Below are 15,451 nucleotides of genomic sequence, written 5' to 3'. Positions count from 1 at the left end.
GGCTATATAAAAAATTAAAAGGGTGGCCCGATCGCAATTTTAATTTCACAAAACCGAAGGCCTTCTTAAAGCAAACTAAAAATCTAAAATCTAAAATCTAAAATCTAAAATCAGCCGATGCTACCCGTCATCTACTCCGAAGATTTCTTGCTGCACAAGACTGGAATGCTTCACCCAGAGCGACCAGAACGTTTAACGGCGATCGCCAACGCTCTGAAGGCTGCTCCTTGGGCGGCTCAAATTGAGTGGCAACTGCCCACCCCAGTGGCGCAGCGCGAAAAAGCACTGTTCTCGGCTATCAAAAAAGTTCACTCGCAAAGATACATCAAAGAGGTCGAACATTTGGCTCATCGGGGAGGCGGCTACCTCGACGGCGATACGCCGATTTCTGCTGAAAGTTACGACGTAGCGCTGCTAGCGGCGAGTGCTTGGCTCGATGGGGTCGATCGAGTGGTGGCTGCGGGGGAACCGGCTTTTGTGCTGGCAAGGCCGCCGGGACACCACGCCGAAAACGCCCGCGCGATGGGTTTTTGCTTGTTTTCCAATGCTGCGATCGCTGCTCACTACGCCCTGGAACAGCCGGGAATCAACCGCGTCGCCGTCCTCGACTGGGACGTGCACCACGGCAACGGCACTCAATCTTTGGTGGAAAACTGCCGGCAAATTGCCTACTGTTCCCTGCACCAATCTCCGTGCTATCCGGGAACGGGAGATGCCGAGGAGCGCGGTGCCTACGAGAACGTGCTGAACATTCCCCTCTATCCGGGCGGTGGCATAGCTGAATACCTGAGCGCCTTTGAATCTCTTGTCGTGCCTTTTTTGTCAAACTTTGAACCGGATTTGTTGATTGTCAGCGCCGGTTATGACGCTACTGCGTCCGATCCGCTGGCGAGCATGACTCTGGCTCCGTCAGATTTCGGTACTTTCACCGGATACTGCCTGCAACTCACCCGCCGCATCGCCTTTGGTTTGGAGGGGGGTTACGCGCTGAAAGAGTTAGCCGAGTCGGTTGTGGCGACTATTGACCGATGCCTCAATTAGCTGGAAAATTGGCATAGGGAAAAATAAGGTTGAGAAGCGGTGAGGAGGGGATGGAGAGTTTTTGAGGGCGATCGGCGAAGCGATTATTTGGCGATCGTGCTTGATGGTCTTTTTCCCTCTTCCTTCTGAGTTCTTCCTGCTGACTTCAGTGACAAGCATCACAAATTTAAGAGATCCAAGTCACTTGGCATCAAAGTCTCGGTCACAGATTTTTAACCAAAAAATCACACTGTGTCAATGTTTTCGATCGCATTTGAAGTCGCTCGCGAAGAGCATAATAGGATTACAGTCAGCCTGTGAAAATTTTATCTGTCTCAATCAACTAGGAGGTTTATCATGTCAGTATCCCAAATGACACTGGAAGAGTTATTTGGTCAGGTCATGTTCTCCAGCGTCGTGACTCGCCACGACCGGAGACAGCTCAGATCTGCACTTTTAGAAAGAACACTGAATGAAGATGAGTATGCCATCATCAACCGACTGCTGTACAACGTTCGCCGCGGTTGGGTAAAAATTGTCGATTAAAGACCTGGCAGCCACTCCCTTTAGGGGAGTTAATACCATTTTCGATTAAAGCATTGGTAATAACTGATAACTATCGGGGTTGAGAACACGGGCATACAGTTACATTCTTTGGAGAACTCGTTACAAGTATAACTTGCCACTTCGGGAAGTTTTTTGTGTTTAATAGTGGACTCGAAAGTGTGATGTGTTTGACCAGTGTGTTAATTATCAACATCTCGCTACACATCAGCCTATAGGTAGAGATAATTATAAAATAACAGGTTTCGGGTGCATCTCTACTTGTTGAAAACTTGTGAGTTTTGAGTTACTAACTGAAAAGTTATAATTTACTCAAAACTCATAGTTTTTTGGATTTGAGAGGGGAGATTGGAGAGTGGGAAAACTGATGAATATAGCCTTTCTCAGTAACATGAGGTGCACGCTTGATATAGGGCAGAGGGCATAGGGCATAGGGCATAGGGAAGACCTCACTTTATTGAGAACTGCTAGATCAGGGTTGAAAACCGCTAGAAAGTTGATATTTTTTAAACTGATATTAAGAACCAAAACTATAAGCAGTTTCCGGTTGAGGAGGAGTGTGCGATCGTTACCAGCACAGCCAGTCGCATTAGTCGATCGACCATTCCGGCAATTTGGGCCCGGAAGTGTCAAAATATTAACAACCAGTTCATCCCCAAAATATATGGCTCCCGCCGTTTTAATTGAAAATCTTCAGAAACGCTACGGCACTGTAGAAGCCGTTAAAGATGTTTCCTTCAAGGTAGAACCGGGGGAAATATTTGGTTTGCTAGGCCCCAACGGTGCAGGCAAAACCACAACCCTGCGGGTACTTTGTACTTTGAGTGCGCCCGATAGCGGACGCATTGAAGTGTCTGGCATTTCTGCTGTCAGCCAGCCGAGAATTGCCAGACAAAAACTCGGCTACGTCGCCCAAGAAGTTGCTCTCGATAAGGTGCTGACGGGGCGGGAACTCCTGCAACTGCAAGCAGCGCTTTACCATTTGCCGCGCAATACGATTAAAGGGCGGATTGACGAAATGGTGAAACTCCTCGGTTTGGAGGAGTGGCAAAATAAAAAGACGGGTACTTATTCCGGCGGTATCCGCAAACGCCTCGACTTAGCTGCTGGGTTGCTTCACCAGCCGGATGTTTTGGTGTTAGACGAACCGACTGTCGGGCTCGATATTGAAAGCCGGGTGGTAGTGTGGGATTTCCTGCGTCGCTTGCGGGAGGAAGGTACGACGGTTTTGATTACGAGTCACTATCTCGAAGAAGTTGACGCTTTGGCCGATCGCGTGGCGATTATTGACAAGGGTACGGTGATTGCTGAGGGCACGCCGGAGGAGTTGAAAAATCGGGTTGGGGGCGATCGGGTGACTCTGCGGATTCGGGAGTTTTCGCCGATGGAAGAAGCCGAAAAAGCTAAAACTCTGATGCAATCTTTGCCTTTTGTGCAGGAAGTAATTGTCAACACGGCTCAAGGAAATTCTCTCAATTTAGTAGTAACACCGCAAAGCGATGCGCTGGTGACTATTCAGCAAGCTTTGAAAGATGCGGGATTGCCTACTTTTGGGATTGCTCAATCTCGGCCGAGTTTGGATGATGTGTATTTGGCGGCGACTGGTAAGACGCTGTTGGATGCGGAGTTGGCTGCTGCTAGCAACCGCGATTTGAAGGCGGAGCAAAAACAGGCGATGCGATCGTAAATTATACCGGCTGGTGGAAAGCGGCATCTGTAGGGACACGGCACCGCCGTGTCCTTGTAATACGGTAAATTTTCATTATCAGAGCAACCCTTCACGAAGATCGCAACACTCTCATTCAGGATGACAATTATAGGACTTACGCAAAGCCTCTATATATACCGTTTTGTAGCGGCCATCCCCCGTGGTCGCCCCCGTCTGTGGTGATGTTGCATCCAGGATTGTTTTATATAACATACTGCCCAAAGGGCATAAGAGTTTATTTTTCAATTATTATTGAGTTTCAGAGCTGTGACTCTCTTTCAGAATTTTTTTCACAACGAACTTCCCGGACAAGTTCACAAATTTCATCGATTGTCATCGGATTGGGATCGGGTGCTAATGAGTCTCTACGTCGCCGCAACTCCTCCCAATCAAAACCGACTTTTAGCTTCTGAAAAACAGTGCTATATGCTGTAACAGTAACTGTATATCTATCCCCGGGCTTCAGTTGACTTTCAATCTCAGCCGGAATTTATAACTTACTGTCGGGATTCACATAAACAGTAAGTAATCTTAAATTTGCCAAGGAATTATTGCAGGTGTTTAAAAATTATATTTCTCACAGTTTTCGGCAAAGATTCCATGATTTTGACCAAAGTAGCGATCGCCCTTGAGGACATCAATTTATCCTCAAATATTGTTAAGAGTTCCGAAACTAAATTAATATGTAGCCTTTAACCATTTTACTACAATTTTCTCCTTTCATTCCAGCTACTCGATGAACAGCAATAGCAGCAGCTACTCCGCCCTCTCAACTCCAAATAGCCTATAATCAAAGCATCCTGCCAAAATCGCTTTCAACATATTTCCTGTAAACATAATCACAACAGTCAAAATCAACAACAAGCAATTATGAGCGGTACTGTTACATCCCCCAACAACCTCAACCAGCAGCGGCCACTCTCCACGGCATCCGCTGACACTTCCAGTTCCCTGCTGGGCGACTTCATCCAAGAAACTCTCGCCTTAACCAAGCGCCTGTTTATTCAATTGCAGCGCCGCCCCTCGACGCTAGTTGCAGGAATTATTCAGCCGCTGATGTGGTTGGTTTTGTTCGGAGCTCTGTTTGAAAATGCTCCCGCAGGCTTGTTCGGCGAAAGCCAGAATTACGGGCAATTTCTCGGCGCTGGCGTTATCGTTTTTACTGCCTTTGCAGGAGCGCTGAATGCTGGTTTGCCGATTATGTTCGATCGCGAGTTCGGATTTCTCAACCGCTTGTTAGTCGCGCCGCTGGCTTCCAGATTTTCGATCGTCCTAGCTTCGGCTATTTTTATCGTCACCCTCAGCTTTATCCAAACCGGCACAATCGTTACAGCGGGAGCGTTTTTGGGCGCGGGATTCCCCGGAATTGCCGGACTGGGGGCGATCGCCCTAATTGTCCTACTCTTAGTTTTGGGCGTCACAGGCTTGAGTCTGGGTTTAGCCTTCGCTCTCCCCGGCCACGTAGAATTAATTGCGGTAATTTTTGTTACTAACTTGCCGCTGTTATTTGCCAGCACAGCCCTCGCACCGCTGTCGTTTATGCCAGAGTGGCTGCAAGTTGTGGTGACTCTCAATCCTCTGAGTTACGCGATCGAACCCATCCGCTACCTGTACCTGCACAGCGATTGGTCACTAGCCAGTGTCGTGATGCACGCTCCTTGGGGTAATGTTACCTTTGGAGGAGCGCTGTTAGTATTGCTAGCCTTTGATGCGGTAGCGCTGCTGAGCATTCAACCGCTGCTGAGACGAAGGTTTGCTTAGTTAGGGCGATCGTTTCACCTGCACCGTCAATTCTAGGACACGGCGCCATGCCTTTGGTCGTGTCAACTTAAGGTAAAACCGATAGTCCGTCAGGGGTTGAAACAAGAGCCTCGCCTCAAAGCCAAAGTCCTCTTGCATAGGACTAATGAGTTCTTCAGTCCTCTTTGAGAGGACTTTAGCTATGAGACAGGAAATTCATTCCCTGGCGGACTACCGGGTAAGCGATAGGACTAATGAGTTCTTCAGTCCTCTTTGAGAGGACTTTAGCTATGAGACAGGGAATTCATTCCCTGGCGGACTGTCGGGTGATCTGCAGGACTGGCGGACTAAAAGCTTAAGTTGACACCAATGGGCATTGCTCTGTCCTTAGCCCCAGCGAATTAATATAATATTTAGTCGCAAGTCAGAATATTTTTTAGATAGAATTGTTTTTTTGAAGGTTCAACTAATAAATTATGAACACCAAAACTTCCAAATCGGGCAAATTGATGATGGGGATTGCTGCAAGCGCGATCGCATCCTGTGCTCTGTTCTCCCCTCAAGCAAGCTTCGCTCAAGCCAGCGGTTTAAATAATGCCCAACCGCTGCAAGACTTTCAAACTCAAGACAATACCGACCCCTTTTCCGGCCGCAGCAGCGGAAGCGGAATATTTGATTTAATTCACAGATCCAAATTGGGAGGCGGCCGCAGCATGGAAGAATTTAATACCGAACAGCGCCAAAATTTGAACGATGCGGCCGCAGAATTTCGCAACAAACAGCGCCTTATGCTGCAAACACCAGACCAAGCAGTGCCTTCACCGGCGATCGCACCAGCAGAAATTACCGCCCCCGTCCCTTAAATTGACAAGTTTTGTTCGCAGTCAGGAATTTAGTTTTTATTGACTAAAAACCTCCGGCATAGAAAACTGATTTCTTAGTCCGCATGGGCGAAGCCAGCGCGCCAGCGCTTAGGCGGACGAAGTTTGTCTAGCAGCGATTTCAAGATCCGAATCTTATCTAAAAACCATCGCCCTTAATCCCGTTCCAACCACGCCCGCATTTTACCCGGATTAAGCAAACCGTAAGGATCGACCAACTCTTTAAACTGCAACTGTTCCACATTAATACTTTTCATCCCTCCATCTTCCAATATATAAGTGTGAGGATTAGCAATCATTGCACCTTGCTCTTCGTGATAGCGAATAATTTCCTTGAGCCGTGATTCCGTAGTGTAGCGAACTATTTGCAAAGCTGCGGCGATCGCCTTGCCATTCATCCGCAAAAACTCCAAGTGCATCATCACCTCATCGCCATAATAATTGTACAGTTCCTCAATCAATTTCAAACCTTTATCTGGGGGGAAAATCGTCTGCAAATAAGTCAGAGACGGGTCAGCGCTGCGAGCGTGCAGAGTTGTATGATTCCAAGTAAATTCAGCAAGGGCTGCACCTTTGCTCGCTGCTTGCGCGTTTTTTTGATAGCAAATTGTGCCGCCATATTCGCGCACCAAATCTTGCAGCGGTTCCAGACAAGATTCAGCTACCATTAACAAAGCGCAGTGCTTACCTTCAGGAATCTCCTCGCGAAAAGCAGCAAAATAAGCAGGAATCGGCCAAGCACAAACACAAATTAGTTTTTTGATAATTCCGTCAGCATCGCCCAAAGCTTGACCGAAGTTTGCCGATGTCATAAAATCGTCAAAAGCGACGATGATTTCCGCCCAAGGATAAGCAGGGGCGAGGGGAATTTCTAACTCAGTAATAATCCCATTTGTGCCGTAAGCGTGATTGACTTTTTGCACTTCATCGCCGCGCAATTCGATGACGCGGGGCTCGTCTTCCATTGTAACGACTCGAACGGCATGAAGATTTCCCCGATCGCGCAATTGCCCGTAAGTTATCGAACCAATTCCCCCGCTACCGCCGCCAATAAATCCCCCAATAGTTGCGGTGCGATAGGTTGAGGGAACCATCCGCAATTCCCAACCAGTTTCTCGCGCTTGTTTGTCGAAAACCGACATTTTCACCCCCGGTTCTACGCAAGCTAAACCCGGTTTTATCCAGCGGATACTGTTCATTTTGCTGGTATCTAAAATGACGCCGCCCTTGAGGGGAATGCACTGCCCGTAATTGCCCGTTCCTGCACCTCTAACAGTTAGCGGAATTTTGGATTTGACGCAGGCTGCTGCAATCCGAAAAACTTCGGCTTCGCTGGCGGGACGCACTACTAAATCTCCTGTTTTATCACTTAAGAGAGGTTGCAAAACAGGACTGAAGTGATAATAGTCTTGAGATAGCTTGACAACTTGCGCGCGATCGCTAATTATTTCGATTCCCGAGAGTTCCGAAGAAAAAGCATCCCAGTCAATACTTTGAATCGCAGTTGCAGTCATTTTGTTTCCTTTATGCTCGCAGTATTATATCAAATCCGTTAGCATCGGAATTATTCCTCTCTCTGTTCTCTTCCTCTGCGTTCTCTGCGTACTCTGCGGTTTAATCATTCCAATGCAACCGGAATTCATATTATATATTTTCTCAAGCAGAACTTAGTAACATAAAATACTAATTGCAATCTTTCTTTAAGCAGTAAGGTGCTCAGGGGCGCACCCTACATATAGAAGTTCCGCCTCCAGGACTGCTTTTCTCAATTAACAAATCCCCCAAACACCGCCATACCGTAGTATTTCCAAGGCACTGCAACAGTGTCAAATCTAGCTTTTACCAGCATTTCCAAATGTGCCGAAAGTGTAGCTAGGCGATCGGGATTAGAATACCCGTAAGAGACACTCGTTCCCACATTGGCGCGAATTTGTGCTAAGGTTTCGCCCTGATTTCGCGCCCAATCTTCTCGCGCCGCTTGATAAATATCTTTCATTGCTGCCGATTCTGCTAAAAGAGGATCGGCATTCCAAAAACAGCCACCAGCATTTAAACTTTCGCGAATGCGTTGAAACAATTTCAACTTCATCTCATCCTCAAGATGATGAATTGCCAGAGAGGAAATGCAAGCATTGAATTTATCGCCCAAACCTGATAAATTTGGATTGTTCGCCCATTCTCCAAAATCCATTTCTATGCCAGTCCACCGGGCTGCGTATCCTGCCGACTCTATTTTGGTGCGGGCAAAATCAAGCATTCGCGGCGAGTAATCGACAGCAACTATTTCCGCAGATGGGTAGCGTTTGAGAACTTTTACAGTCAGTTCCCCGGTACCGCACCCGAGTTCTAAAATGCGATGGTTTGTGTTAGCAATGCAGCCTGCTAATACATCCAGCATTTCGTCATATTTAGGTAAAAGTCGCCGAATGCCGGTATCAAAATCAGCAGTATTGACGAAAACTTCTCCCGGAAAAATTTCCTTCTTAGTAGGTGAGACAGTAGAGTCAGAATTCACGATCGCCAACCATAGACTACAATTGTTATCCTAACCGAAATAGAACAAAAAATGCGTGAACTAGCGACACGGCAGTGCCGTCTCCTTACTCGATCATCTGTACTTCACTCAACTGAAAATCACTATCAAGTTATGCGTATTCGTTACGGATAAGCGAAACACTCGCGGTAAGCAATAATTAACCATCCCTTGCACTCTCCAGTCTGGTTTTACCCCTGACGCCAGCAAAACACTCTGAACAAGCAGTGTTATGTTAGTAGTGCCTAAATTCCAATCAAGATTAAACCTCACGCTTGAGGATACCATGCGCCAGTTGATTTCTAGAATTCGGGCTGCCATCAGCCAATTAATTTACAAGCGAATTCTGCTTGCGGTAACAATTTTATTTTGTGTAGGTGTAGGAGTAGCGATGGCAAATATGTCTTCTCTTTCCTCAACCCTAATTGAATCGCAAGCCCTCCAAAATGCCACCCTCTATGCCCAAGCTGTTAAAGAAGCCCGCACCCTTTACAGTTCGGATGTTGTTTATCCTCTCAACACTGCTAACACGATTAACTTTACCCACGACTACAACCCGACAAAAGTAACAATTCCGGTACCGGCTAGTTTCTTAATAGAACTCGGCAAAAATATCACCCAAAAAAATCCCGAAGTATCACTTCGTCTCTACAGCAACTACCCGTTTCCCTGGCGACGAGAAGAAGGCGGAGTCCGAGACGATTTTGAACGGCAAGCTATTAAGTATTTGACGCAAAATCCTACACAAAAGTTTTTTCGCCGTGAGGATTTTCGCGGCAAGCCAGCCTTTCGATATGCCGAGGCAGATATTCTAACTTCTAGCTGCGTTAACTGTCACAATACTCACCGCGACAGTCCTAAAACTGATTGGCAAGTGGGAGATGTGCGGGGGATATTAGAAATTACTCAACCTCTAGAGAGCATCACTCAAAATACTCAAAGTGAACTTAAAAACCTGTTTTTACTGTTAGTAGGACTTTCAGTTTTAGGGGTCACAGGATTAAGTTTAGCTATCAGCAGGTTGCGCCAAAATGCTAAACAATTAGAACAGCGCGTCTGGGAACGCACGGCACAATTGCAAGAAACTAATGTAGAATTGGTAAAAGAACAGGAAAAGAGCGATCGCCTGCTGCTCAATATTTTACCCGAATCCATTGCTGCCAAGCTCAAAGACGGTCAAAGCAGTATTGCTGACGGCTTCGCAGAAGTCACGATTTTGTTTGCAGATATCGTGGGCTTTACGGTGCTTTCATCACAAATATCTCCCGAAGAATTGCTCAAGTTTCTCAACGAAATTTTTTCAGCCTTCGATAGTTTAACGGAAAAGTACGGCTTGGAAAAAATCAAAACAATTGGAGATGCTTACATGGTAGTGGGAGGTTTGCCAAATCCCAGCACCAACCACGCCGAAAGCATTGCGGAAATGGCTTTAGATATGCAGGAGGAATTAGCAAAATTTAATGCCAAACATCATGCAGGAATTAACATTCGCATCGGCATCAATACCGGGCCTGCCATTGCCGGGGTTATTGGCACTAAAAAATTTATTTACGACCTCTGGGGCGATGCCGTCAATACAGCATCTCGCATGGAATCCCACGGAATTTCCGGGGCGATTCAAGTCACACAATCAACTTACGATCTCTTGCAAAATAAGTATCTGTTTGAAGACAGAGGAATTATCCACATCAAAGGCAAGGGCGATATGAATACTTATCTGCTTGCAGGCAGGCTAGTCAGCGCAGTTTCGGTTTAATTTGTTTATTATATTATGAAGGGGTCTGCTAGTTAGTCCGGAGTCATCAGTCATTAGTTGTTAGCCCTTAGCCAAGAACTAACAGTTAATGCCTGCTGGCTTTTGACTGCTGACAATTACAGGAATTACAAAGGGGATGTGAGAACCAGGTTTCTGCGCGGTTGCTTCGTTGACAAACCAAAAATTTATTACGAGAAACCGGGTTTATTTTCCTATGTCCTACATTAGCCATTGGCAAAATAGTAAATTTTATGCGATCGCGGATTTTATCATTCTTAAAATTTTTCCAATCTCGCTTGTCTAGGCAAATAGCTTTGTGGGTATTTGCTAGCATTCTTGTCATAGAGGGAATTATTTTAGTTCCCTCTTATTTTCGGCGAGAAAATGAACTTTTAAGTCAACTGGAACAGGTATCTCGGGCGACTGTTGATTCCCTAGAGTTTTTGCTCCAACAAGATATTTCCGATCGCACTTTCTTGCAAGAAGAAGTAAAAAATATTATTAAGGATTCTCAAGTAGTGTTAGGACTATCTATTTACCAAGCTAACGGTCAGCTAATATATACACTGGGCGAAACCCCAGAAATCAGTTTAAAGCAACTAAAAAGAGCTCGTATAGTTCACAGTCACAATTTCGATGGCCAGCGCTACGATATTGCTTGGACGGAGCGACATTTTGGAGGCGATTACATCTTAATTGTTCGCCACGATGCTTCCACCGTTCAACCGGAACTCTACGCATTTATCGGGCGGATTGCCGTTCTAGTAATCATTATATCAGCCTTTGTCACTTCTGTGACTATGTTTTTTTTAGGGGTGACAGTAATTTCACCTCTCTTGAGATTGCGCGATGACTTGATCGCTGCCGGAGACGCTTTGAGCAAAGATCGAGAACAACCTGATTTCTACTCTCTGTCTGTCAAGCGCGATGACGAGTTGGGAGAACTCATGGTCGCATTCAATCAAATGTTTCACCGAGTATACAAGGAAATCGCACAGCGTAAACAAGCTGAGGAAGTATTGCGCGCTGAACAAGAAAAGTCGGAACGTTTATTACTAAATATATTACCAGTAATGATTGCCGATCGCCTAAAACAAGGCCATATAAATATTGCGGACGGATTTGCCGAAGTTACGGTTTTGTTTGCTGATATTGTGGGCTTTACCGAAATATCTTCGCGCACGTCTCCTGAACAATTAGTAGAATTACTTAACAAAATATTTTCATCTTTCGATAGCTTGAGCGAACAATACGGCTTAGAAAAAATTAAGACGATAGGCGACAATTATATGGTAGCAGGCGGTTTGCCACTTCCCTGTACAAATCACGCCGAATCTATTGCCGAAATGGCGCTGGAAATGCAGCAAGAAATTATGAAATTCCGCGACGAATGCGGTAAACCTCTCAATATCCGCATTGGCATTAATACTGGGCCTGTGGTAGCAGGTGTCATCGGTACTAAAAAGTTTATTTACGATTTGTGGGGAGATGCTGTGAATACAGCAAGCCGCATGGAATCTCAGGGGCTTCCGGGTAAAATTCAAGTTAGCAGCTCAACTTATGAGCTGCTGTGCGATAAGTATTTGTTGGAAAAGCGCGGTAAAATTAATGTTAAAGGCAAAGGAGCAATGACGACTTATTTGCTGAAAGGCCGAAAATTGTAACTGACAAATTTAACCATCGCTGGGGAATACGCGATCTGGCGGCAGACGTTGCAGGGCAGCCGCCTTCAACTCCAAACTAGATTTTTTTTGAACGAACCGCGAAGACGCTAAGGACACGAAGGAAGAGAAGAAGAAAGAAGAAAAAATAAAAAGTTCATAAGTGAGGGAAAATTGCTATATTAAAAGGCGACTTAATATTAGTTTGATTGGTAAAAATGACTGCGGATCAGGAACATAATTATTCAAATTCACCGATTTGGCAGCCCTTCACGCAAATGAAAACGGCTGCCCCGCCGCTGAAGGTAATTCGCGGCAAAGGATCGGTGCTGGAATTGGCAGACGGGCGGCAAATTCTCGACTGCATTTCTAGTTGGTGGGTGACTGTTCACGGGCACAGCCATCCGGTTCTCGCTGAGGCTCTTTACGAACAAGCCCAAAAATTAGAACACGTAATCTTTGCGGGGTTTACTCACGAACCTGCCGAGAAACTTGCGAGTAAATTGCTAACTCATACGCCTGCTTCTTTAACGCGGATTTTCTTTTCTGATAACGGCTCGACTGCTGTTGAAGTGGCTCTGAAAATGGCATTTCAATATTGGCGCAATCTCGGAGAAACTAACCGCACTAGCTTTATTAGTTTTGAGGGAGGTTATCACGGCGATACTGTGGGCGCGATGTCTGCTGGCAGAAGTTCGCTGTGGTGGGAATCTTTTGCACCTTTAATGTTTGCTGGGGATGTTGTTCCTTTTCCCGCGACTTTTGACGGCGACGAGGAGGTGGAAACCAAGGAGGCGGCGAGTTTAGAGAAATTGGAGTTTTTGTTAAAGCAGGGCGGCTATGCGGGAATTTTTATCGAACCTTTGGTGCAAGGTGCCGGGGGAATGCGAATGTGCCGCCCTGAGTTTTTGCAGGATATCGCACAACTTGCTCGCCAGTTTAATGTATTGTTGATTTACGATGAAGTAATGACGGGTTTTGGCCGCACGGGCGAACTGTTTGCCTCGCTTAAATCTGCAACTTCACCGGATATCCTGTGTTTGTCTAAAGGATTGTCTGGCGGCTGTTTGCCACTTGCTGTCACAATGGCATCGGAGGATATTTATCAAGCTTTCTGGCGAGATGAACCGGACAAAGCTTTTTTTCACAGTCATTCTTACACCGGAAATCCCTTAGCTTGTGCGGTGAGTGTAGCATCCTTGGAGCTTTTGGAGCAAAACCCAAATGTGTATCAAGGTATGGAAAAACTGCACCGCCAATACCTGAATCAATGGCTGAGAAATCATCCTAAACTCGAACGGATTCGGACTTGTGGCACCATCGCAGCAATGGATGTGAAAACCGAAAGCGTTTCCGGTTATTTTAATGACATCGCTCCTGTATTGAAAGCCAGATTTCTCGAAGCGGGGTTTTTGCTCCGCCCCTTGGGAAACACGCTTTACTTGATGCCGCCCTACTGCATTTCTCCTGATGAACTAGAATCGATTTATCGGGTAATTCGTCAGGTTTTGGATACTCTGTAACCCCTTTAATTTTAGTAATGAATTTACCCAATTGGAACGATTTGGCTGACGACGCGCTGGCGGGCAAATGTATCTCTCGCGAGCAATCTTTAGCCGTATTGCGCGCACCGGATGAGGTTTTGCTGGAACAACTAAACGCAGCTTATCGGGTGCGCCGCCACTACTGGGGAAACCGAGTCAGGCTGCACTATTTGTTAAACGCTCAAAGCGGTCTTTGTCCTGAAGATTGCCATTATTGTTCTCAGTCAAAAATTTCGACTGCGGAAATTGAGAAATATCCGCTTTTAGCTAAGGAGAAAATTCTGGATGCCGCCCAACGCGCAGCAGACTTAAAAGCAGGTACGTTTTGTTTGGTGATTTCGGGCCGTCAACCCAGCGCATCTACTTTCGATCGCGTTTTAGATGCTGTCGAGACTGTGAAGGCAAATCATAACCTGAAAATTTGTGCTTGTTTGGGATTGTTGAGCGAGGAACAAACTCACCGTTTGGCTAAAGCTGGAGTCGATCGCGTAAATCACAATCTCAATACTTCCGAATCATATCACTCGGACATTTGCACCACTCACACTTTTGGCGATCGGGTGGAAACCGTCGAACACGTAAAAGCAGCGGGAATCACAACTTGTTCCGGCGGAATTTTAGGGATGGGCGAATCGGATGATGATGCGATCGATTTAGCGCTTTCGCTTCGCAAATTGGGCGTTACTAGCGTGCCGGTCAACTTTTTCATTCCGATTCCCGGCACGCCATTTGCAGATGTGAACAGGTTAACTCCCCGCCAATGTTTGCGAATTCTCTGTTTGTTCCGATTTTTGCTTCCTAGCCAAGAAATTCGGATTGCTGGGGGACGCGAGGTGCATTTGCGATCGCTGCAACCTCTCGGACTCTACCCCGCTAATTCTATCTTTGTTGGCGATTATCTGACAACTCCCGGACAAGCTGCCCATCAAGATTGGGACATGATTCGAGATGCGGGATTTGCGATCGAATCCCCCGAAGGTTCTCTCTTAGAAGTTGATTCAGCAGTTACCAAACCCGAACAAAAAACCCTGGTTGTTTAACTATTATAGTAGTTTTCAATCGAATGAAATAGAGTAGGACACGGCAGTGCCGTGTCCCTACCCAATATCTATACTTCACGCTTACGCATGGGGGAGAGAAACCGGGTTTCTGACGTAGCAAATGCCTCAGCCTTAAGTGCTTAGATTGTAGCCATAAACCCTTATTCTAAGGTTAACATTCTTCAATCTAAAATCTAAAATCTAAAATCTAAAATAATACAAGAGGGGGAAATTGTGGACAAACGCGAAGAAATTACGATCGCAGAATACCAGCTAACTGCCGAATCTTTCCGAGAAGGAACTTGGCATCACGACGTATCCCAAAATCGCAACGCACTGACGGCTGCTATGCCCCGCAATCCCGGTAAAATTCTCGATATAGGATGCGGCCCGGGACGAGATTTAGTAGCGTTCAAGAGCCAAGGACACACAGTTGTAGGCTTAGATGCAACTCCGGCTTTTGTAGAAATAGCTAAGAAGTTATCGGGATGCGAAGTTTGGCAGCAATCTTTTCTGAACCTAGACTTGCCAAAAGCAGAATTTGACGGTATTTTTGCCAATGCTTCCCTGATTCACGTTCCCAGCGACGAGATGGTGAAAGTGCTGCAAGATTTGCACAAAGCCTTAGTTGTTAACGGTGCAATTGTCATGTCAATGTGCCGGGGAAATTGGGAGGGATACGACGAGCGACCGACGGGAAAACGCTATACTGCCGGATGGGAATATCATACTTTAGCGCCTTGTTTAGAACAAGCGGGATTTGCAATTGTCAATCACTACTATCGCCCCCCCGGCTTACCCCGCGAAGCTCAATCTTGGGTAGTAATGGTGGGCAAAAAAATCTAACGTAAATTGGAAATTGGGAATAGGTAATTGCGAATCATTCCCCTCTCTTCCTCTGCGCCCTCTGCGCCCTCTGCGGTAAAATAAAAAAACTCATTCACCGATTGACCGAGGATTGTTGTATAATCTACATTCAAATAAACCACTTTGTGAACCCCTTA

Annotated in this window: 13 protein-coding genes; 10 read left to right on the top strand and 3 right to left on the bottom strand. The window is 46.0% G+C overall.

Annotation, left to right across the window (positions count from 1 at the left end; genetic code table 11):
* Positions 1-117 precede the first annotated feature (117 nt).
* A complete protein-coding gene (locus tag QUA71_RS11085; RefSeq protein WP_333284843.1) occupies positions 118-1,041 on the top strand; it encodes a histone deacetylase in 924 nt (307 codons plus the stop codon).
* On the opposite strand, the gene QUA71_RS11080 is transcribed toward QUA71_RS11085, so the two are convergent.
* On the bottom strand, positions 997-1,200 hold the full coding sequence (locus QUA71_RS11080) for a hypothetical protein (protein ID WP_333284841.1): 204 nt from the start codon (positions 1,198-1,200) through the stop codon (positions 997-999). The two genes, QUA71_RS11085 and QUA71_RS11080, sit on opposite strands and share 45 nt — an antisense overlap.
* 177 nt (positions 1,201-1,377) lie before the next feature.
* Here QUA71_RS11080 and QUA71_RS11075 point away from each other — a divergent pair, with 177 nt between their 5' ends.
* The 4 genes from QUA71_RS11075 (at position 1,378) to QUA71_RS11060 (ending at position 5,895) form a co-directional block, all read left to right on the top strand.
* Positions 1,378-1,566 carry a hypothetical protein gene (locus tag QUA71_RS11075; RefSeq protein WP_015175516.1) on the top strand — a complete coding sequence of 63 codons (189 nt, stop codon included), beginning with the start codon at positions 1,378-1,380 and terminating at the stop codon, positions 1,564-1,566.
* A gap of 682 nt (positions 1,567-2,248) precedes the next feature.
* The gene (locus QUA71_RS11070) at positions 2,249-3,271 is read left to right on the top strand and encodes an ATP-binding cassette domain-containing protein (RefSeq protein ID WP_333060295.1); all 1,023 of its coding nucleotides are present in this window, start codon (positions 2,249-2,251) and stop codon (positions 3,269-3,271) included.
* An 891-nt stretch (positions 3,272-4,162) separates the two neighbouring features.
* Positions 4,163-5,053 carry an ABC transporter permease gene (locus tag QUA71_RS11065; RefSeq protein ID WP_190660756.1) on the top strand — a complete coding sequence of 297 codons (891 nt, stop codon included), beginning with the start codon at positions 4,163-4,165 and terminating at the stop codon, positions 5,051-5,053.
* Positions 5,054-5,508: 455 nt separating this feature from the next.
* A complete protein-coding gene (locus QUA71_RS11060; RefSeq protein WP_333284838.1) occupies positions 5,509-5,895 on the top strand; it encodes a hypothetical protein in 387 nt (128 codons plus the stop codon).
* Between the two features lie 173 nt (positions 5,896-6,068).
* Here QUA71_RS11060 and QUA71_RS11055 read toward each other — a convergent pair whose 3' ends face one another.
* Together QUA71_RS11055 and QUA71_RS11050 are read right to left on the bottom strand one after the other, a co-directional pair.
* Positions 6,069-7,427 (bottom strand): FAD-binding oxidoreductase, encoded by a 1,359-nt coding sequence (locus QUA71_RS11055; RefSeq protein ID WP_333284836.1) that lies wholly within the window; start codon positions 7,425-7,427, stop codon positions 6,069-6,071.
* Between the two features lie 251 nt (positions 7,428-7,678).
* The gene (locus QUA71_RS11050) at positions 7,679-8,428 is read right to left on the bottom strand and encodes a class I SAM-dependent methyltransferase (RefSeq protein WP_333284834.1); all 750 of its coding nucleotides are present in this window, start codon (positions 8,426-8,428) and stop codon (positions 7,679-7,681) included.
* Between the two features lie 304 nt (positions 8,429-8,732).
* Between QUA71_RS11050 and QUA71_RS11045 the strand changes: the two genes are divergently transcribed.
* The 5 genes from QUA71_RS11045 (at position 8,733) to QUA71_RS11025 (ending at position 15,293) form a co-directional block, all read left to right on the top strand.
* Positions 8,733-10,202 carry an adenylate/guanylate cyclase domain-containing protein gene (locus tag QUA71_RS11045; RefSeq protein WP_333284923.1) on the top strand — a complete coding sequence of 490 codons (1,470 nt, stop codon included), beginning with the start codon at positions 8,733-8,735 and terminating at the stop codon, positions 10,200-10,202.
* Positions 10,203-10,453: 251 nt separating this feature from the next.
* Positions 10,454-11,866 carry an adenylate/guanylate cyclase domain-containing protein gene (locus tag QUA71_RS11040; RefSeq protein WP_333284832.1) on the top strand — a complete coding sequence of 471 codons (1,413 nt, stop codon included), beginning with the start codon at positions 10,454-10,456 and terminating at the stop codon, positions 11,864-11,866.
* Between the two features lie 215 nt (positions 11,867-12,081).
* Positions 12,082-13,386 carry an adenosylmethionine--8-amino-7-oxononanoate transaminase gene (gene bioA, locus QUA71_RS11035; RefSeq protein ID WP_333284830.1) on the top strand — a complete coding sequence of 435 codons (1,305 nt, stop codon included), beginning with the start codon at positions 12,082-12,084 and terminating at the stop codon, positions 13,384-13,386.
* Positions 13,387-13,403: 17 nt separating this feature from the next.
* Positions 13,404-14,447: a biotin synthase BioB gene (bioB, locus tag QUA71_RS11030; protein ID WP_333284828.1), complete on the top strand. Its 1,044-nt coding sequence runs from the start codon at positions 13,404-13,406 to the stop codon at positions 14,445-14,447.
* Between the two features lie 234 nt (positions 14,448-14,681).
* The gene (locus QUA71_RS11025) at positions 14,682-15,293 is read left to right on the top strand and encodes a methyltransferase domain-containing protein (RefSeq protein WP_333284826.1); all 612 of its coding nucleotides are present in this window, start codon (positions 14,682-14,684) and stop codon (positions 15,291-15,293) included.
* The last annotated feature ends 158 nt before the right edge of the window (positions 15,294-15,451 follow it).

The organism is Microcoleus sp. MON1_C5 (assembly GCF_036701875.1).
Classification (GTDB): Bacteria; Cyanobacteriota; Cyanobacteriia; order Cyanobacteriales; family Microcoleaceae; genus Microcoleus.
The sequence above is the reverse complement of the archived record's forward strand: the minus strand, read 5'-3'. Positions and strand labels throughout refer to the sequence as shown.

What these genes read in the sequence shown, in the direction of transcription:
- QUA71_RS11075 (WP_015175516.1), top strand. Translation starts at nt 1,378, where the DNA reads ATGTCAGTATCCCAAATGACACTGGAAGAGTTATTTGGTCAGGTCATG.
- QUA71_RS11070 (WP_333060295.1), top strand. Translation starts at nt 2,249, where the DNA reads ATGGCTCCCGCCGTTTTAATTGAAAATCTTCAGAAACGCTACGGCACT.
- QUA71_RS11085 (WP_333284843.1), top strand. Translation starts at nt 118, where the DNA reads ATGCTACCCGTCATCTACTCCGAAGATTTCTTGCTGCACAAGACTGGA.
- bioB (WP_333284828.1), top strand. Translation starts at nt 13,404, where the DNA reads ATGAATTTACCCAATTGGAACGATTTGGCTGACGACGCGCTGGCGGGC.
- bioA (WP_333284830.1), top strand. Translation starts at nt 12,082, where the DNA reads ATGACTGCGGATCAGGAACATAATTATTCAAATTCACCGATTTGGCAG.
- QUA71_RS11055 (WP_333284836.1), bottom strand. Translation starts at nt 7,427, where the DNA reads ATGACTGCAACTGCGATTCAAAGTATTGACTGGGATGCTTTTTCTTCG.
- QUA71_RS11080 (WP_333284841.1), bottom strand. Translation starts at nt 1,200, where the DNA reads ATGCTTGTCACTGAAGTCAGCAGGAAGAACTCAGAAGGAAGAGGGAAA.
- QUA71_RS11040 (WP_333284832.1), top strand. Translation starts at nt 10,454, where the DNA reads ATGCGATCGCGGATTTTATCATTCTTAAAATTTTTCCAATCTCGCTTG.
- QUA71_RS11065 (WP_190660756.1), top strand. Translation starts at nt 4,163, where the DNA reads ATGAGCGGTACTGTTACATCCCCCAACAACCTCAACCAGCAGCGGCCA.
- QUA71_RS11060 (WP_333284838.1), top strand. Translation starts at nt 5,509, where the DNA reads ATGAACACCAAAACTTCCAAATCGGGCAAATTGATGATGGGGATTGCT.
- QUA71_RS11045 (WP_333284923.1), top strand. Translation starts at nt 8,733, where the DNA reads ATGCGCCAGTTGATTTCTAGAATTCGGGCTGCCATCAGCCAATTAATT.